The 16,884-nt window shown below is 71.4% G+C and carries 17 protein-coding genes and 1 tRNA gene; 6 read left to right on the top strand and 12 right to left on the bottom strand.

Annotated features, from left to right (window positions below):
• Positions 1-25 precede the first annotated feature (25 nt).
• Positions 26-490, bottom strand: a complete 465-nt coding sequence (locus AC27L3_RS09315; RefSeq protein ID WP_487233496.1) for a GatB/YqeY domain-containing protein — start codon at positions 488-490, stop codon at positions 26-28.
• Positions 491-631: 141 nt separating this feature from the next.
• Here AC27L3_RS09315 and AC27L3_RS09310 point away from each other — a divergent pair, with 141 nt between their 5' ends.
• The 3 genes from AC27L3_RS09310 (at position 632) to AC27L3_RS09300 (ending at position 2,464) form a co-directional block, all read left to right on the top strand.
• Positions 632-1,558, top strand: coding sequence for a metallophosphoesterase (locus AC27L3_RS09310; protein WP_487233495.1), 927 nt, complete (start codon positions 632-634; stop codon positions 1,556-1,558).
• Positions 1,559-1,595: 37 nt separating this feature from the next.
• The gene (locus tag AC27L3_RS09305) at positions 1,596-2,345 is read left to right on the top strand and encodes a Pr6Pr family membrane protein (RefSeq protein WP_487233494.1); all 750 of its coding nucleotides are present in this window, start codon (positions 1,596-1,598) and stop codon (positions 2,343-2,345) included.
• Positions 2,346-2,390: 45 nt separating this feature from the next.
• Positions 2,391-2,464 (top strand) — tRNA-Pro (locus tag AC27L3_RS09300).
• 510 nt (positions 2,465-2,974) lie between these two features.
• Here the strand turns inward: AC27L3_RS09300 and AC27L3_RS09295 are convergent.
• The 3 genes from AC27L3_RS09295 to AC27L3_RS09285 form a co-directional block, all read right to left on the bottom strand.
• Complete coding sequence (locus tag AC27L3_RS09295) at positions 2,975-3,262, bottom strand: hypothetical protein (protein WP_487233493.1); 288 nt, start codon at positions 3,260-3,262, stop codon at positions 2,975-2,977.
• Positions 3,263-3,728: 466 nt separating this feature from the next.
• Positions 3,729-4,139: a pyrophosphohydrolase domain-containing protein gene (locus tag AC27L3_RS09290; protein WP_487233492.1), complete on the bottom strand. Its 411-nt coding sequence runs from the start codon at positions 4,137-4,139 to the stop codon at positions 3,729-3,731.
• The gene (locus AC27L3_RS09285; RefSeq protein ID WP_487233491.1) at positions 4,136-5,320 is read right to left on the bottom strand and encodes an FAD-dependent monooxygenase; all 1,185 of its coding nucleotides are present in this window, start codon (positions 5,318-5,320) and stop codon (positions 4,136-4,138) included. The genes AC27L3_RS09290 and AC27L3_RS09285 overlap by 4 nt, the downstream gene beginning before the upstream one ends.
• Positions 5,321-5,574: 254 nt before the next feature.
• Here AC27L3_RS09285 and AC27L3_RS09280 point away from each other — a divergent pair, with 254 nt between their 5' ends.
• Complete coding sequence (locus AC27L3_RS09280; protein WP_487233518.1) at positions 5,575-7,389, top strand: S9 family peptidase; 1,815 nt, start codon at positions 5,575-5,577, stop codon at positions 7,387-7,389.
• Here the strand turns inward: AC27L3_RS09280 and AC27L3_RS09275 are convergent.
• From AC27L3_RS09275 to AC27L3_RS09245, 7 genes are all read right to left on the bottom strand, one after another.
• Positions 7,304-8,155, bottom strand: a complete 852-nt coding sequence (locus AC27L3_RS09275; protein ID WP_365965142.1) for an SURF1 family protein — start codon at positions 8,153-8,155, stop codon at positions 7,304-7,306. The two genes, AC27L3_RS09280 and AC27L3_RS09275, sit on opposite strands and share 86 nt — an antisense overlap.
• Before the next feature lie 88 nt (positions 8,156-8,243).
• Positions 8,244-9,599: a hypothetical protein gene (locus tag AC27L3_RS09270; RefSeq protein WP_487233490.1), complete on the bottom strand. Its 1,356-nt coding sequence runs from the start codon at positions 9,597-9,599 to the stop codon at positions 8,244-8,246.
• Positions 9,596-10,243, bottom strand: coding sequence for a SigE family RNA polymerase sigma factor (locus AC27L3_RS09265; protein WP_487233517.1), 648 nt, complete (start codon positions 10,241-10,243; stop codon positions 9,596-9,598). The genes AC27L3_RS09270 and AC27L3_RS09265 overlap by 4 nt, the downstream gene beginning before the upstream one ends.
• A 486-nt stretch (positions 10,244-10,729) precedes the next feature.
• Positions 10,730-11,848 (bottom strand): aspartate-semialdehyde dehydrogenase, encoded by a 1,119-nt coding sequence (locus AC27L3_RS09260; protein WP_487233489.1) that lies wholly within the window; start codon positions 11,846-11,848, stop codon positions 10,730-10,732.
• On the bottom strand, positions 11,845-13,116 hold the full coding sequence (locus AC27L3_RS09255; RefSeq protein WP_365965137.1) for an aspartate kinase: 1,272 nt from the start codon (positions 13,114-13,116) through the stop codon (positions 11,845-11,847). Before AC27L3_RS09255 ends, AC27L3_RS09260 begins: the two co-directional genes overlap by 4 nt.
• A 106-nt stretch (positions 13,117-13,222) precedes the next feature.
• Entirely contained in the window at positions 13,223-14,035 is an 813-nt protein-coding gene (locus AC27L3_RS09250) for an alpha/beta fold hydrolase (RefSeq protein ID WP_487233488.1), read from the bottom strand.
• Between the two features lie 79 nt (positions 14,036-14,114).
• Positions 14,115-14,780: a DUF4097 family beta strand repeat-containing protein gene (locus AC27L3_RS09245; protein WP_487233487.1), complete on the bottom strand. Its 666-nt coding sequence runs from the start codon at positions 14,778-14,780 to the stop codon at positions 14,115-14,117.
• Between the two features lie 239 nt (positions 14,781-15,019).
• On the opposite strand from AC27L3_RS09245, the gene AC27L3_RS09240 reads away from it, so the two are divergent.
• Both AC27L3_RS09240 and AC27L3_RS09235 read left to right on the top strand, forming a co-directional pair.
• Positions 15,020-15,742 (top strand): helix-turn-helix domain-containing protein, encoded by a 723-nt coding sequence (locus AC27L3_RS09240; RefSeq protein ID WP_487233486.1) that lies wholly within the window; start codon positions 15,020-15,022, stop codon positions 15,740-15,742.
• A gap of 3 nt (positions 15,743-15,745) precedes the next feature.
• Complete coding sequence (locus AC27L3_RS09235) at positions 15,746-16,201, top strand: hypothetical protein (protein WP_487233485.1); 456 nt, start codon at positions 15,746-15,748, stop codon at positions 16,199-16,201.
• A gap of 92 nt (positions 16,202-16,293) precedes the next feature.
• Here AC27L3_RS09235 and AC27L3_RS09230 read toward each other — a convergent pair whose 3' ends face one another.
• On the bottom strand, positions 16,294-16,872 hold the full coding sequence (locus AC27L3_RS09230) for a Uma2 family endonuclease (protein ID WP_487233484.1): 579 nt from the start codon (positions 16,870-16,872) through the stop codon (positions 16,294-16,296).
• Between the last annotated feature and the right edge of the window lie 12 nt (positions 16,873-16,884).

Below are 16,884 nucleotides of genomic sequence, written 5' to 3'. Positions count from 1 at the left end.
TTCCTTGCTTACGGTGCCGCCTGTCTCAGCCGACCAGGCGGCGCTTGACCGCGGCGGCCACGCGGCCGCCCTCGGCACGGTCGCCGACCTTCGGCTTCACGATCTTCATGACGGCACCCATGGCCTTCGGCCCCTCGGCACCGGCCGCCACGGCCTCGGCCACGGCCTCCGCCACGATCGCGTCCAGCTCCTCGTCGGACAGCTGCTCCGGCAGGTAGGAGGCGAGCACCTCGCCCTCGGCCCGCTCGCGCTCCGCCGAGTCCGCCCGGCCGCCCTTGTCGAACGCCTCGGCGGCCTCCTTGCGCTTCTTCGCCTCGCGCACGATCACCTTGAGCACCTCGTCGTCCGAGAGCTCGCGCGCCTGCTTGCCGGCGGTCTCCTCGTAGCCGATCGCGGAGAGGGTGAGGCGGAGCGTGGAGGCGCGCAGCTCGTCGCGCGCCTTGATGGCGGTCGTGAGGTCGTCCTGGAGCCTGGACTTCAGCGTGGTCATGGCGCAATCTTCGCATCCCGCCCCGGCAGACGCCCCGTATTAAAGGCCCGGGTGAGGCCCCGGTGGACGCCCGGGCGTCCACCGGAACCTCCAACTCCCCTACGTGCGCCGGGGCCCCCACGGTCTGGGACGATGGACGACATGCGTGCGCGATACGGAGTACCCCTGGGAATCACCGCGGTCGGCGCGGCGGGCCTCGCCTATGCCGCCGGCTTCGAAGTCCGCTCCTTCCGGCTGCGACGGGTCACCGTACCCGTGCTGCCGCAGGGCATGCGGCCGCTGCGGGTGCTCCAGGTCTCCGACATCCACATGGTCGGCGGCCAGCGCAAGAAGCAGCGCTGGCTGCAGTCGCTGGCGGGGCTGCGCCCCGACTTCGTCATCAACACCGGCGACAACCTCTCCGACCCGCAGGGCGTCCCCGAGACCCTCGACGCCCTCGGCCCCCTCATGCGCTTCCCGGGCGCCTACGTCTTCGGGTCGAACGACTACTACGGCCCCAAGCTGCGCAACCCCGCCCGCTACCTGGTCGAGCGCATGACCGGCCGGCACGGCCTCAACGGGAACACCCCCGTCGTCGGCGCGATCCACAACCCCTGGGAGGAGCTGCGCGACGGCTTCGACGCGGCGGGCTGGGTCAACCTCACCAACACCCGCGGCAGCCTCAAGATCGACGGGATGGAGATCGCCCTCACCGGCCTCGACGACCCGCACATCAAGCGCGACCGCTACCAGCAGGTGGCCGGCGGCCCCGAGGCCGGCGCCGACTTCTCCATGGCCGTCGTCCACGCCCCGTACCTGCGCGTTCTCGACGCCTTCACCGCCGACCGCTACCCGCTGATCCTCGCCGGGCACACCCACGGCGGCCAGCTGTGCATCCCCTTCTACGGCGCCCTGGTCACCAACTGCGACATCGACACCGACCGGGTCAAGGGCCTGTCCACCCACACCGCCGGCGGACACCGCTCCTACCTGCACGTTTCCGCCGGCTGCGGCACCAACCGCTACACCCCGGTCCGCTTCGCCTGCCCCCCGGAGGCCACCCTCCTCACCCTCGTCCCCCGCAGCTGACCAGGGGCTCCACAGAGCCCCCGCATACGGTGGGGGGATGACCGACCCGACATCCCCCACCACCACGCGCCCCGCCCTGCCCGACACGGCGGACGCACCGGCGCCCACAGGCCGCCGCCCCTATGCGGCGGCCTTCCGCGCACTCATCGCCGTGACAGCGCTCACCGGCGTCGTCCTGGACACGATCGACTCCGACGACCTCGGCCGGCTCTTCAGCTACTTCACGATCCAGTCCAACCTCCTGCTGGCCATCGCCTGCGCCTGGTCCGCCCACCGCGCCTGGACCGCCCGCCCCGCCCTCTCCCCCCGCATCACCGGCGCAGCGCTGCTCTACATCTCCATCACGGGTCTGGTCTTCCACTTCGTGCTGTCGAACGACGCCAGCGGCTTCGCCATGACCAGCCAGCGCACCCCCCTCGAATCGGTCGCCAACCAGCTCCTGCACACCGTGACCCCTCTCACGGCCGCCCTCGACTGGCTCCTGCTCACCGCCCCCGGCGGCTTCCTGATCCGCCACGCCTGGCAGTGGCTGGCCTACCCCCTCCTCTACCTCCCCTTCGCCCTCGTCCGCGGCGCCCTCCTCGCCCCCGGCACCGACGGCCGCTACCCCTACCCCTTCCTGGACGTCGACCTCCACGGCTACGCGGGCATCGCCACCAACGCCGTCGTCTTCGGTCTGGCCTTCTACGCCCTGGCCCTCACCCTCGTCCTCCTCGACCGCATACGCCCCCATCTGCAGCCCCGGCGGAACCGGATTTCGCCTACGGCCTCCGGTCGGCTAAAGTAGTCCTCGTTGCTCCGGAGCCCGCAAAAACGGGGGCCGGTCGCACATCGGGGTGTAGCGCAGCTTGGCAGCGCGCTTCGTTCGGGACGAAGAGGTCGTGGGTTCAAATCCCGCCACCCCGACAGGTGAAACACCAGGTCAGGCCCGGTCTTCTGTGATGGAAGACCGGGCCTGACCTGTTTTTGGAGTGCCTGGGAGCCCCCGTGGGGAGTGAGCGGGGAGTGGATCAAGAAAAGCGGAATCCTGAAGAGCCCCGTTGCCCGCCGGACGTCCAGCGCCGCCTCCCAGACGTCGGCGAGTCCCCGCATGAGGTTCTGACGCATCTCAGGGCTGATGTGACCGAGACGCTCGTCCATCAGCTTCGGCGGCGTCCTGAGCATCCTCATGATCTTCTTGTGGGTGTGCCGGAGCCCGTGCAGGGTCAGCCCCCGCGCGATGGGCACCCAGCACGTCTCGGCCCGGTCGGAAGCGTCCCTCCCCCGCGCCGGCACCCCGGGCCACGGATCGGCCAGCATAGGCACGGGGCGCGCCTCCTGGGGCGCCTGCTTGGGAGCGCCTCGCCCTCGGCCGGAAGATCGCCACCATCGAGGTCCACCAGCACGACAAGAACCTGCGCGCGCTTTAAGCGATTCTCACACCGGCGGGTCGTCACAGACCAGGATGCATTCGTCGTGGTGATATCCGCAGCATTCGCGATGGCGCGTGGGATCCCGGTCGACGAACTCCGTGACGATGCGGCCGTCTTCAATGCGGGACACGCCTACTTGCTTCCTAAAATCGATCTTCAGGTGGTCGAGTTCCAAGGTCATGGATTTGATCATGTACCTGTCCGCTGCTTCGGGGTACTGCTCGAACAGCTTGTTCAGTGCGTCGAAGAACTCGGGGTCGGCTTGCGGCCCGCAATTGCTCTTGGTGGTCATGGCAACGCTCCAAGGCGCGAGTGCTTTGTAGCCCCCAGGCACTCTGAACCCTCAGATGTCATCGTCTCGCGGACTTCACACTGGTGCCACTCGTCGGCGACGACCTCCAGGTGGCCCTTTTCGGCGGCCGAGTCGAGACGAAGGGAAGTAGATGCGGGCTGACAACCCGTCCCACTGGCCGAGGCCGCACAGCAGCGCCGCCTGGACTGCATCGAGCAGCAGCGGCACGCCAGCCCCGCGAGACCAACCCACACCGACGAATTGACCTGCACTGTCGCCTGAATCCGCAGGTGGGGGCCTTCCCCGAATTTCATTCGGGACGAAGAGGTCGTGGGTTCAAATCCCGCCACCCCGACAGGTGAAACACCAGGTCAGGGCCCTGATCCACACAGTGGATCAGGGCCCTGACGCATTTCCGGGGCCGGATTCCGGTGGCGAGGGGCCCGCGTAGGGCCCCTCGCGTTGGTCAGGCGGTGGGCGGGGGCTGCCAGCCCTGGGTTCGGAGGGTTTCGGCGATGTCCGGGGCCCGGTAGTGGGGGCCCTTGAGGACCTTGCCGTCGGGGCGGAGGACCGGGTGGCCGTCCGGGGTCAGTTTGCTCATGTTCGCGCGGTGGACCTCGGCGATGACGGCGTCCAGGTCGATGCCGTGCACCAGGGCGGTGCCGTACGCGACGTACACCACGTCGGCCAGCTCGTGGGCCAGGCGGTCCAGGGGGCCGTCGACGGCGACCTCCGCGACCTCGGCGAACTCTTCGGCCAGGAGGTCCTGGCGGTGGGCGGCCAGTTCCGGGGGAATCTCCGTGGGGGTCGTGCGGGCGTCCAGGCCGAAGGCGCTGTGGAACTCGCGGACCTTCTCGGCCGGGGAGGGGTGGGTCACTGGTAGTCCTTGGGGCTGAAGGAGTTGACTACTTTCGCGAAGTCCATCAGATCCTTCTCGGCGTCGTCCGAGACGCTCGCCCCGTTCAAGGCGGCCACCTCCGACTCCCAACGGGCCTTGTTGGCCAGGGCGAGTTGCTGGTTCAGGCTCACGTACTCGCGCAGTTCGCTCTCGTACGCGGCGAAAGCGGTGCGGTGGTCGCCGGCTGCGGCGCGGAGTTCGCCGGCCAGAACGTACGCGCCGACCATCGCCATGCTCGTGCCCTGGCCGGACATCGGGGAGCCGCAATAGCCGGCGTCGCCCAGCAGGACCACCCGGCCGTGCGACCAGCTGTCCATGTGGATCTGGCTCATCGAGTCGAAGTGGAAGTCGGGGGCGTTCCACATGTGGGTCAGGGCGTTGGGGAATTCCCAGCCGCCGTCCGCGAGGCGGTCGGCGAGGAGCTTCTTGTGGGCATCGGTGTCGCGGTAGTCGTACGCCAGCGGCTCCTCGGGCTCGAAGCCGAGGTAGACCCGGGCCTCGGTGTTCTCGCGGACGCTCATGGCACCGCCCCAGGTGCCGTCGGCGCGCACGCACATGGTCTGCCAGCGGTCGAGGCCGAGGAAATTGGGGGCGGTGAAGACGGCGAGGTACGTGCCGAGGTGGCGGATGAACCGTTCTTCCGGGCCGAAGACGAGCCGGCGGACGTTGGAGTGCAGGCCATCGGCGCCGACGACGAGGTCGAAGGTGCGCGGGGCGCTGTTCTCGAAGGTGACCGCGACCTCGTCCTCGTTCTGTCGGAGGGAGGTTATGGAGTCGCCGAAGAGGTATTCGAGGCCGTCCGTGCCGCCGGCGGCGTCGAAGATCAGGCGGCTGAGGTCGTCGCGCATGACCTCGATGTCCGGGCTGTCGAAGTCGAGGTCGGTGAGCGTGCGCTCCTCGCTGCGGTAGAGCTCCTTGCCCGTCTCGTCGACCAGCGACATGCCGCGTACGCCGGTGCGCAGGGCGCGGATGTCGTCGAGGATGCCCATCTTCTCCGCGACGCCGAGTGCCGGGCCGCGCACGTCGATGGCCTGGCCGCCGGGGCGCAGGCCGGGCGAGCGCTCCACGATCGTGACGTCGAAGCCGTAGCGGCCGAGCCAGTAGGCGAGGGCGGGGCCGCCGATGCTGGCGCCGGAGATGAGGATTCTGGTGTTCTTCACGGGTCTGGGCTCCCCCTGTGCGTGGTCGACGCCGCCCGGGCTGCAGTCGCCCGGCACCGGCGCGAGGATGATCAAGACCTCGGGGGCCACGCGTCAAGTGGATGGGCGAAGACCCTTGCGGGTGACGGAGTTGTTCACAACCGGCGAGTACTCCACAGACTGCGGCGGCCCCGGCCACGTCGTCGGACCGGCAGCGCAGAATGGTGGGCATGACTGAGAGCAAGGGGTCCTCGCAGGGCAACTCGACCGCATCCATGCCGGACTGGGAGAAGAGGTTCCGGGCGCCGCGCACAGGCCTGCCCCGGTGGGCGGAGGACGCCCCCGACCGCTCGCTGTTCACCTCGAACGCGACGGGGACCTTCGAGCTGTACGCCTGGGACCGGGCCACCGGCACCCGGCGTCAGGTCACCGACCGGCCGAACGGCACGACCGGCGGCGTGCTGTCGCCGGACGGCGAGTGGATCTGGTGGTTCTCCGACACCGACGGCGACGAGTTCGGCGTGTGGGTCCGCCAGCCCTTCCACGGTGGTCCCGACGAGCCGGCGGCGCCCGGCCTCGCGCCGTCCTACCCGGACGGCCTGGCCCTGGGCCGGGACGGCACCGCCGTCATCGGCCGCTCCACCGACAAGGGCGGCTCCTCCGTGCACGTCGTGCGCCCGGGCGCCGAGCCGGTGGAGATCTACCGCCACGAGCAGTCGGCCGGCGTCGGCGACCTCTCCCACGACGGCTCGCTCGTCGCGATCGAGCACACCGAGCACGGGGACGCCATGCACTCCGCGATCCGCGTCGTGCGGCTCGACGGCACGACCGTGGGCGAGCTCGACGACAGCGAGGGCGGCACACGGGAGCTGGGGCTGTCGGTGATGGGCTTCGCCCCCATGGACGGCGACAACCGGCTGCTGGTCGGCCACCAGCGCCGGGGCCGCTGGGAGCCGATGCTGTGGGACGCCGTCACGGGCGAGGAGACGCACCTGGCCGTCGACCTGCCCGGCGACCTGGACGCCGACTGGTTCCCCGACGGCAGCGCGCTGCTCATCGACCACAACTTCCACGCCCGCAGCGAGCTGTGGCGCTACGACCTGGCCGACGGCCGGCTGACCCGCCTGGACACGCCGCAGGGCACGGTCTCGGGAGCCCTGGCCCGGCCGGACGGGACGGTGGAGTTCCTGTGGTCCTCGGCCGCCGAGCCGCCGGTCGTCCGCTCCACGGCCGGCCACGTGGTCCTGGAGACGCCCGCGACGCCGGACGGCATCGACCGGGCGCCGAGTTCGGTGCCGGTCACGGACGTGTGGGTGGAGGGGCCCGGCGGCAAGGTGCACGCCCTCGTGCAGAAGCCGGCGGGCGAGGGGCCCTTCCCCACCGTCTTCGACATCCACGGCGGCCCGACCTGGCACGACAGCGACTCGTTCGCGGCCGGCCCGGCGGCCTGGGTCGACCACGGCTTCGCCGTCGTCCGGGTCAACTACCGGGGCTCCACGGGGTACGGCCGGGCCTGGACGGACGCGCTCAAGCACCGCGTCGGGCTGATCGAGCTGGAGGACATCGCGGCCGTACGGGAGTGGGCCGTGGCCTCCGGGCTCGCCGACCCGCGGCAGCTGGTGCTGTCCGGCGGCTCCTGGGGCGGCTACCTGACCCTGCTGGGCCTGGGCACCCAGCCCGACGCCTGGGCACTCGGCCTGGCCGCCGTGCCGGTCGCGGACTACGTCACCGCCTACCACGACGAGATGGAGGCCCTGAAGGCCCTGGACCGCACGCTGCTGGGCGGTACGCCCGAGGAGGTGCCGGAGCGCTTCGCCGCCTCGTCACCGCTGACGTACGTCGACCAGGTCCGGGCGCCCGTCTACATCTCGGCCGGCGTGAACGACCCCCGGTGCCCTATACGCCAGGTGGAGAACTACGTGGCGCGGCTGGAGCGGCGCGGCCACCCGCACGAGGTCTACCGCTACGACGCCGGGCACGGGTCGCTGGTGGTGGAGGAGCGGATCAAGCAGCTCCGGCTGGAGATCGCTTTTGCCCAGCGGCATCTTCCCCGGGCTGCGGCGCCTGCGGCAGCTGTTCCTCGGGCGTGATGCCGAGCGCCAGGTCCTTCGCGGCCTCGGCCTCGCGGCGGAAGAGCCGGAACCACATGAAGACGACGAAGCCGGCGAAGACGAACCACTCACCGGTGTAGCCGAGGTTCTGGAACGCCTTGAGGTCCAGGCCGGTGTTGGGCGCCGCGGCCGGCGGCACCGGGGTCAGGGGTGCGGGGGCCTTCGCGACGGTGACCCACGCGTCGTACACCTCGTACGGCACGAGGTTCACCAGCGAGGCGGCGCTGATCACGCCGAGCTGTCCCTGCGGCAGCCCGCCGGAGGGGCCGACGCCCTTGGAGGTCCGGCTCTCCGAGGGCTGCAGGGCGCCGGTGACGCTCGTCTCGCCCGCGGGCGGCGCCGGCACCTTGGCGGCGTCGGCCGCCGAGCCGGCGTCGCCGGGCAGCCAGCCCCGGACCACCGGCAGGGCCTTGCCGCCGTCGGTGCGCAGCATGGTCAGGACGTAGAAGCCCTTGCGGCCGTCGAGGTCGCGGTCGGGCACGAGCAGTTGGTGCCCGGTGTCGTACCGGCCGGTCGCGGTGACCTGGCGGCCGGAGGTCTCCGTGGTCACGGGAAGGAGGTCGCGCAGCGGCGCGGACGCGGCCGTGCGGGCGTCGTCGGCCTGGGTCTGCTGCTCACGGTGCGAGTCGACGCGCGTCTCGAACCGCCCGAGCTGCCAGCTGCCCATGAACAGGCACAGCGGGATGGCCAGCACGGTGAAGACGTTGATCGCCCACCAGCGAGGAGTCAGCAGGAACCGATACACACCACCACGGTACGGGCACGGGGGCGGTTGCCGTCCGCCGGGGCGGTCTCCCCGCCCGACCGCCCTGCCTCCCGCGGGCTCCCGTCGATCAGGGCTTCGCCGGAGTCGTCGCCAGGGGGCCCGTCCGGTAGACCGTGCCCGCGCAGGCGTCCGGGATGGTGGCATCGGCCGCCTTCGGCTCACCCGCGTCCGGGACATGGGAGAGGACGACGCTGCCGGGTGCGCCGGCGCTCCGGTCGGCAACCTGCTGGGCGGTCTGCGGTTTCTGTTCCGCCGCGGCCGCCGACGGGGCGGAGGAGGCGCCGGCCGCAGCGGTGGGCGAGGGCTCCGGCCGGTTGCAGCCGTTCTGCCCACCGTCCGCCGCCGGCACCCAGGCGAACCGGATCTCGTACGCCTGGCCCGGCTGGAGGATCACCTGGCTGGGCACGGTGCCGGGGTCCGGCAGCCCGGGGGCCGCGTCGCCGGAGGTGTGGTCGACGACGGAGACCCGCGAACCGTCGGCGCCGCCCTGGGCGTGTGCGGCGACGACGCCGGAGCCGGCGACGGCGCAGACGGTGCGGGAGACATTGACGACGCGGAAGGCGCCGTAGACCTTGCCGTCCTTGTCCGCGTTGTCGACGCTGCTGCTGCCCCGGCCGAGCTGGTCCCGGTCGCAGGTCGGCGAGGACGCGACCAGGGTCGGCCCGGGGGCCGGGGCGGTGGCGCCCGTGCTGCCGCCGGGGCCGGGGGTGGCGGTGCCGTCGCCGTTGCCCGGGCGGTCCGTGCCCTTCTCCTCGCCCTTGCGGGCGGCGTCGGGGCCGGCGGAGGTGCCCTCGTCGGCCCCGTCGTCCGCGTGACCGTCGTCGTGCCGGCCGTCGGCGAGCTGGTGGGTGCGCTGCCGGCTGCTGGCGGCGCTGGCGGCGCGGTCGTCGCCGGTGGCGGCGGTCGTGGCGACGTGGATCAGCGCGGGCAGCGCCGTGGCCGCGAGGATCACGGCGGCCGCGGCGCCGACGACGGCCTGACGGCGCCGGGTACGCCGGGCCGGCACGGCGCTGCGCAGCCGCTCGAGCGCGTCGGAGCGCGGTTCGAGATCACCGACCGCACCCTGCAGCATCCGCCGCAGCGCGTCCTCGTCGAGGGAGCCGGTGCCGAGGGGGCTGTCGCCGAGGGAGCCGCCACCGGGGAGGCCCTTGTCGGGACGGCTGCCGCCGAGAGGTCCGTTGTCGAGACGGCCCGTGTCGAGACGGCCCGTGTCGAGACGGCCTGTGTCGAGACGGCTGCCGTCGCGTCGGTCGTCGCCGGAACGGCCGCCGTCGCGGCCACCGCCGAGGCCGGTGCCGCCGTGACCGCCGTCGTGCGGGCCACCCTCGTGCGCGCCGTCGCGCCCCGCGCCGGCGGGGCCGGTGCTCGGGGTGGTCGGCTCCGGGTCCTTCCCCGGCGGGTTGGGCGGGAAGTGGTGGCTCATACCGGCGCCTCCATCGCGACGCGGAGGGCGGCGATGCCGCGGGAGCCGTACGCCTTGACCGAGCCGAGGGAGAGGCCGAGGGTCTCGGCGACCTGGGCCTCGGTCATGTCGGCGAAGTAGCGCAGGACGAGAACCTCGCGCTGTCGGCGCTGCAGTCCACGCATGGCTTTGATCAATTGGTCCCGCTCCAGCTGTTCGTACGCTCCCTCCTCGGCACTCGCCATGTCGGGCATCGGCTTCGAGAGCAGTTTCAGCCCGAGGATGCGGCGACGGAGCGCGGAGCGGGAAAGATTGACGACAGTCTGCCGCAGATAGGCGAGGGTCTTCTCCGGGTCGCGGACGCGGCCGCGGGCGGAGTGGACCCGGATGAACGCCTCCTGCACCACGTCCTCGCAGGAGGCCGTGTCGTCGAGGAGCAGGGCGGCGAGACCGAGCAGCGACCGGTAGTGGGCGCGGTAGGTCTCGGTGAGGTGGTCGACGGTGGTGCCCGCAGCCATTGCCTCGTCAGCGTCCCCGGTTCGGGGTGTCGCCGACGCGGGCGTCCGTACGGCGGCCGGTGTGGCGGGCCGGTCCTGGGCGGGTACGGGGGCGGGTGCCGGGGACTGTCCGGGGCGGGCGGCCGGCCAGGGCGCGATCACCGGCATACCGCCCGGTGTGCCGGCACGCGGGCGCACCGCGGCGCTGCCGCGCCGTGGGACGGTTGCGATGCTGATGACCTCTGCCACGCCTGTTGGACACGCTTCCCCCCGTCAGGGTTGTACGCGGGGGGCAGCGCCCTCCTGCGCGCGCCGTGCGCCACACCGCATGACGCGGCGTCAGGTGCCCTCATGCGTACCAGCTCTTCCCTCAATGCCCCGGTTCGTCCGCCGTGGCCCCAGCGCCACCGCGATCCCACCCGCCATCCCACCCGCGATCCCCTTCACGACACCGCCCGCGGGTGTCGTGCGTCACCGCCGTGGGAGACGTAGACGCGCCCCGCCGACGTCGCGGTTGCGGCGGTTCCCGGGCTCCGCGCGCGCCGGCCGGCATACCGGAGCGCATGGTCGAACGGATCCGGCCACCGTTCAAGAGGTCTGGACCAACGAGTTGATCACAGCACCTTCACACGTTCGGTGGACGGTCAGCAAGTATTACCGAGCGGTCAGCCCGGCCGCCACGAGTTCCGCGATCTGTGCGGCGTTGAGCGCGGAGCCTTTGCGGAGATTGTCCCCGCAGGCGAAGAGTTCCAGGACGTACGGGTCGTCCAGGGAACGCCGCACCCGCCCGACCCACGTCGGATCGGTGCCCACCGCGTCGACCGGAGTGGGGAACTCCGCCTCCTCCGGGCTGTCGCACAGCACCACGCCCGGCGCGTTGGCCAGGACCTCGTGCGCCCGCTCGACGTCCACCTCGTGCTCGAAGCGCGCGTGCACGCTCACCGAGTGCGTGGCGACCACCGGTACGCGCACGCACGTCGCGCTCACCGGCAGCTCCGGCAGCCCCAGGATCCTGCGGGTCTCCTCGCGGATCGCGAGTTCCCGCGACGACCAGCCGCCCTCGGCCGGCTCCCCGGCCCACGGCACGACGTTCAGCGCCACCGGCGCCTGGAAGGGGCCCATCCGGTCGCCGACCGCGCGTCGTACGTCGCCCGGGTGCGTCCCCAGTTCCCGGCCGCCGCCCGCCACCACGGCGAGCTGCGCGCGCAGCGCGTCGACGCCGGCCCGGCCGGCGCCGGAGACGGCCTCGTAGGAGGAGACGACCAGTTCGCGCAGCCCGAAGGCCGCGTGCAGCGCGCCCACCGCGACGATCATCGACAGCGTGGTGCACCCGGGGCTGGCGATGATGCCGCGGGGACGCAGGCGCGCGGCGCCGGCGTTCACCTCGGGCACCACCAGCGGTACGTCGGGCTGCGCCCGGAAGGCGCCCGAGCCGTCGACGACGACCGCACCCTGGGCGACCGCGACGGGCGCCCAGCGCGCCGCCACCCGCTCGGGTACGGCGAACAGCGCGACGTCGACGCCCTCGAACGCCGCCTCGTCCAGCGCGACGACCTCGGTCTCCGCGCCCCGGACGATCAGCTTCCGCCCGTGCGAGCGGGGCGAGGCGACCAGCCGGATCTCGCCCCAGATGTCCGCGTGCTGGGACAGGATCTCCAGCAGCACCGCTCCCACGCCGCCCGTCGCACCGACGACGGCCAGCGTGGGAGCGGCAGCAACGACCGAGGGACCACCCGTCGGGCCCGGACGGCCCTCCGGGTGGGCGGCGGTCATCGGCCGGTGCCGCCGTAGACGACAGCCTCGTCGTTCTCGCTGTCCAGGCCGAAGGCCGTGTGGACGGCGCGGACGGCCTCGTTCACGTCGTCGGCACGGGTGACCACCGAGATGCGGATCTCGGAGGTCGAGATCAGCTCGATGTTCACGCCGGCGTTGGACAGCGCCTCGAAGAAGGTCGCCGTGACGCCCGGGTTGGTCTTCATCCCCGCGCCGACCAGCGAGATCTTCGCGATCTGGTCGTCGTAGCGCAGCGAGTCGAAGCCCACGCGGGACTTCGTCTTCTCCAGCGCCTCGACCGCCTTGGCGCCCTCGGTCTTGGGGAGGGTGAAGGAGATGTCGGTCAGACCGGTCGACGCCGCGGAGACGTTCTGGACGACCATGTCGATGTTGATGTCGGCGTCCGCGATCGCGCGGAAGATCGTCGCGGCCTCGCCCGGCTTGTCCGGCACCCCGACGACCGTGATCTTCGCCTCGGAGGTGTCGTGCGCGACGCCCGAGATGATCGCCTGCTCCATCGGCTCGTCCCCTTGCGGTTCGTTGCTGACCCAGGTGCCGCGCAGCCCGGAGAAGGACGAGCGGACGTGGATCGGGATGTTGTAACGGCGCGCGTACTCCACGCAGCGGTGCAGCAGCACCTTCGAACCGGAGCTGGCCAGCTCCAGCATGTCCTCGAACGAGATCCAGTCGATCTTCCGGGCCTTCTTCACCACCCGCGGATCGGCGGTGAAGACGCCGTCGACGTCCGTGTAGATCTCGCACACCTCGGCGTCCAGCGCCGCCGCCAGCGCGACGGCGGTGGTGTCGCTGCCGCCACGGCCCAGGGTGGTGATGTCCTTCTTGTCCTGGGACACACCCTGGAAGCCGGCCACGATCGCGATGTTGCCCGCATCGAGCGACTGCTGGATCCGGCCCGGCGTGACGTCGATGATCCGCGCTTTGTTGTGGGCCGAGTCGGTGATGACCCCGGCCTGGCTGCCCGTGAACGACTGCGCCTCGTGACCGAGGTTTTTGATCGCCATCGCCAGCAGCGCCATGGAGATCCGCTCTCCGGCGGTCAGCAGCATGTCGAACTCGCGGCCGGCCGGCATCGGCGAGACCTGCCCGGCGAGATCGATCAACTCGTCCGTCGTGTCACCCATCGCGGAAACCACGACAACGACCTGGTGGCCGTTCTTCTTGGCTTCGACGATTCGCTTGGCAACCCGCTTGATGCCCTCGGCATCGGCAACGGAGGAGCCTCCGTACTTCTGCACGACAAGGCCCACGTGCGCTCCTCGCAGCTATACGTAATGCGGTCCGCCTCAGTCTAACGAGGGGGCGGAATGGGCCCTGCCGGTGTCACATCGTGAGACGTCACGGGAAACATCGCCGTCACTCGCCGCCGAGGCCGCCGACTTCGCGTACGGACTCGGCGACGGCCCGGAAGTCCTTGCGCAGGATCGCGCCGTGGTTGCTCGCGACCTTCGCGCCGATGCGGATGTTCGCGTTGCGGGCGGTCGCCGCGCCGAGGCCGGCGCGGATGCGTTCCTGCTCGTCGCCGCGGCTGCCGAGGGACGTCCCCGACGCCACCACGTAGCGCACCGGCACGGTGATGTCGTCCAGTACGGGCCCCAGCTCGCGCTCGCGCGAGAGCCTGCCGAGCTCGATGTTGCTGTCCGCCTGCTGTGCGGCGGTCATCCGCGGGACCAGGCCCGTCGGGCGCAGCAGCGGCGCGAACCAGGCCAGGCGCCGGAAGAGCGTGCGGATCCGCTCCTCCATCGCCTCGTCCAGCCAGTCGTACGGGAACGCGCCGTCGACCAGGACCGCGCCCACGGTGCGGTCCGGATTCCGGGCGGCCCAGTGGGCCGCGACGACCGCGCCGTAGGACCAGCCCACCAGCACCGCCCGCTCCACGCCCCTGGCCGCGAGAACGGCATCCACATCCCGGACGGCGGCCTCGAAGGAGTAGTCCGCCGAGGTCTTCGACTTCCTTCCGCGGGCCCGCTCGTCGTAGGTGATGTGCCGCCACCCCGGCCCCAGTTCGGCGATGGTCCGCCGCCAGTAGCCCTGCGTGGCGAACTGGCCGTTGAGGTAGACCACGGGGATGCCGGGGCCTCCGGTGTCGGTGACGGCCAGGGCCGTGTCGTCGACCGGCACCATGCCGGTCCAGGGCACGGCGGCCGGGACAGTGCTGTTCTTCGTCATGCGTTCCCCCTGTACGGATGCGGATTCGGCTGCGGGTTCGGGTGCGGATGCGGGCGCGGGTTCGGGTTCGGGCGCGGGCTCAGAGGCTGCGGGCGGTGATGTCGCCGTAGGGGGTGGTGGCGCGAATGGCGAGTTCGGCGGTGCCGTCGCTCTTGAGGGAGTTGCTGATGCGCCCGTAACCGGTTTCGGCGTCCAGGGAGGCGGAGACGCCGGCGGCCGCGGTCACCGCGATGTCGCCGGACTGGGTACGGAGCTCGAGCGCGCCGCGTACGGCCTCGGCGATCCGGATGTCGCCCCGTGCGGTGCCGATCTCCGCGGGGCCGCCCAGCCGGCCGATCTCGACGTCGCCGTCGACCGCGGTGAGGCGCAGGCTCGCGGCCTCGTCGACCTTGATCTGGCGGTACGCGCCGTCGAAGACGACGTCACCGAGGCGGCCGACGCCGCGCAGTTCGCAGGCGGCGGTCTTCGCCTCGACGCGGGAGCCCGCGGGCAACTGGACGGTGATTTCCACGGATCCCGAGGCGCCGAAGAGCTGGTTCCTGGGCTCGGGGGTGCGGATCCGCAGGACGCCGTCGGCGTAGGCAACGGTGGTCCGCTCGGCGGTCTGGACGTCGCGGCTCTTGCCGGGGTCGGCGGGCAGGACCTCGACAGTGGTGTCGGTGCGGTCGGCGGCGATGAGCTGGATGCGTCCGGCGGGGACGTCGAGGATGGCGGAGACGGGGGCGGGGGTGGCGAACTTCTGCATCGTGCGCTCCTTCGAGGCGGGTCGTGGTCGTCGTTTCCGACACCAGAAACGCTACGTTGCGTTCGCAGATCCGGCAATCTATTCATTGCATGTATGCATAGTTTCTGCAGCTCAGCGCCCATAAATCATTGCAATGTGCTGAGCGGCAACGCAACGCCCCGCCCTTCCCGTCGTTGCAATGAAGTGACTGTGAACGCTATCCTGGCCACCCACGACGAGGACGACGAAGGAGAACCGCGATGCCGGGAGGCAGGCTCACCCAGCAGGAACGCCAGAAGATCGCGCTGGGACTGGCCGACGGCCTCGCCTACGCCGAGATCGCCCGCCGCCTCGACCGCCCCACCTCGACCATCACGCGCGAAGTGATGCGCAACGGCGGCCCCACCGCCTACCGCGCCGACATCGCCCACCGCGCGACCGAACGCCGCGCCCAACGGCGCACACAGGCCGCGCCCCGGCCGACGGACGCGCCCCCTCAGGCCCACGGACGCGATGCCGGGGCGGTGCGCGAGTACGAAGAGACGTTCACCACGATGCTCATGCAGTCGGGCACGCCCAAGATGATGGCCCGCGTGCTGGCCTGCCTGTGCATCAGCGACACGGGCAGCCTCACCGCGGCCGAACTCGTACGGCACCTGCAGGTCAGCCCGGCATCCGTGTCCAAGGCGGTCGCGTTCCTCGAAAGCCAGGGCCTCGTCCGCCGGGAACGCGACGAACGCCGCCGCGAGCGCTACATCGTCGACGACGACGTCTGGTACCAGTCGATGATGGCCGCCGCCCGCGGCACCGCCGCCATCGCCGAGACCGCACGCCAGGGCGTCGGCGTCCTCGTCCCCGGCACCCCGGCCGCCGTCCGTATGGAAAACATCGCGCGCTTCCTCGACTTCGTCTCCGAGAGCACCACCCGCGCCGCCAACCAGGCCCGCGAAATCCTCCGCACGCCTCAGCCGGACGGGCGGTAGCCCGTGGCGCACGAGATGGTCACCGTCTGCCTGCCGCCGGACGCGCATCACGACCTGCACTCCGCCGTCGAAGCGGCCCTGGCGCCCTTCGACATGAACGGTGACCACGAGCCGTACCAAGGCGAATGGGACCTGTGGTGGCTCGGCCGGCCGGGGGAGGAGTTCGCCGTACTCCCCGGCCACGAGGACGACCCGCGTCTCGTCCGTGCGCCCCTCGACGCGTACGGCCATCCCCGCCACTGGACGCCCGGGAAGTGCGACGGCGGCCCGCGCGGCCTGCTCGACCTCGACGCCGCCGGGAATCAGCTCGCCACGGAGTACTTGCTCACCCTGGAGGGGGAGTGGGTATACGACAACGCCATGCCCCGGCCCGACATCAGCTACCCCGACTTCGTCGACAAGTACTTGCGCGCCTTGGCGCCGGACGTCATGGTCGTCCGCCTGCGCATCCACTGCTGACGGGGCGGGACGGGACCCGCCGGCCCCGCCGACCGAAGCGGCACACGAGGCACTGCTCGGGGCCGCAGGCTTCGGTCTGCGGCCCCTGCTTGCTAGTCGGCGTACTTCTTGAGCTTCTCGGTCTCCAGGACGATGCCCACCGGATCGGGAAGCTCGATGCGTGCACCGAAGGAGCGGGCAACACTGCTGCGGTACGCGCCTTCTTCGAGATCCGAGTAGACGGTGACCACACAGCTCTCGCGGTCGATCAGGAGGTACACCGGGATTCCCGCCCGGGCGTAGCCTTCGGGCTTCTCGACACGGTCGCGGCTATCGGCATCCGGGTCCCACGAGGTGATCTCCACCGCCATGAGCACGCCATCGGGGTCGGCCCACTCGCCCTGCCCGACGAAGTGGTCCTCCGGCACGAGGCAGCAGTCGGGGCGCGCCCGCCCCTTCCGGTATGCCTCGATCTTGAGCCCCTGCTCGATGTAGAGCGAGAGATCCGGCCGGTGCTGCATGCACTGCTTCATCAGCCATACGGCGATCGCACCGTGACTCCCATCCGGCACCGGCTTGACCTGGACCTTTCCGTTGACGAACTCGAGCCGTACGTTCTCCGGCGCCTGGCGGGCGAGCTCCTCGAACTCTTCCACGAGCATCTGCGGCCGGGGGGTGGTGCTGGGGGTCATGGCGTCGCCTCC

This window comes from Streptomyces sp. PKA51, from assembly GCF_057552455.1.
The sequence above is the reverse complement of the archived record's forward strand: the minus strand, read 5'-3'. Positions and strand labels throughout refer to the sequence as shown.

What these genes read in the sequence shown, in the direction of transcription:
- AC27L3_RS09315 (WP_487233496.1), bottom strand. Translation starts at nt 490, where the DNA reads ATGACCACGCTGAAGTCCAGGCTCCAGGACGACCTCACGACCGCCATC.
- AC27L3_RS09280 (WP_487233518.1), top strand. Translation starts at nt 5,575, where the DNA reads ATGCCGGACTGGGAGAAGAGGTTCCGGGCGCCGCGCACAGGCCTGCCC.
- AC27L3_RS09265 (WP_487233517.1), bottom strand. Translation starts at nt 10,243, where the DNA reads ATGCCGGTGATCGCGCCCTGGCCGGCCGCCCGCCCCGGACAGTCCCCG.
- AC27L3_RS09295 (WP_487233493.1), bottom strand. Translation starts at nt 3,262, where the DNA reads ATGACCACCAAGAGCAATTGCGGGCCGCAAGCCGACCCCGAGTTCTTC.
- AC27L3_RS09270 (WP_487233490.1), bottom strand. Translation starts at nt 9,599, where the DNA reads ATGAGCCACCACTTCCCGCCCAACCCGCCGGGGAAGGACCCGGAGCCG.
- AC27L3_RS09250 (WP_487233488.1), bottom strand. Translation starts at nt 14,035, where the DNA reads ATGACGAAGAACAGCACTGTCCCGGCCGCCGTGCCCTGGACCGGCATG.
- AC27L3_RS09230 (WP_487233484.1), bottom strand. Translation starts at nt 16,872, where the DNA reads ATGACCCCCAGCACCACCCCCCGGCCGCAGATGCTCGTGGAAGAGTTC.
- AC27L3_RS09245 (WP_487233487.1), bottom strand. Translation starts at nt 14,780, where the DNA reads ATGCAGAAGTTCGCCACCCCCGCCCCCGTCTCCGCCATCCTCGACGTC.
- AC27L3_RS09310 (WP_487233495.1), top strand. Translation starts at nt 632, where the DNA reads ATGCGTGCGCGATACGGAGTACCCCTGGGAATCACCGCGGTCGGCGCG.
- AC27L3_RS09305 (WP_487233494.1), top strand. Translation starts at nt 1,596, where the DNA reads ATGACCGACCCGACATCCCCCACCACCACGCGCCCCGCCCTGCCCGAC.
- AC27L3_RS09240 (WP_487233486.1), top strand. Translation starts at nt 15,020, where the DNA reads ATGCCGGGAGGCAGGCTCACCCAGCAGGAACGCCAGAAGATCGCGCTG.
- AC27L3_RS09260 (WP_487233489.1), bottom strand. Translation starts at nt 11,848, where the DNA reads ATGACCGCCGCCCACCCGGAGGGCCGTCCGGGCCCGACGGGTGGTCCC.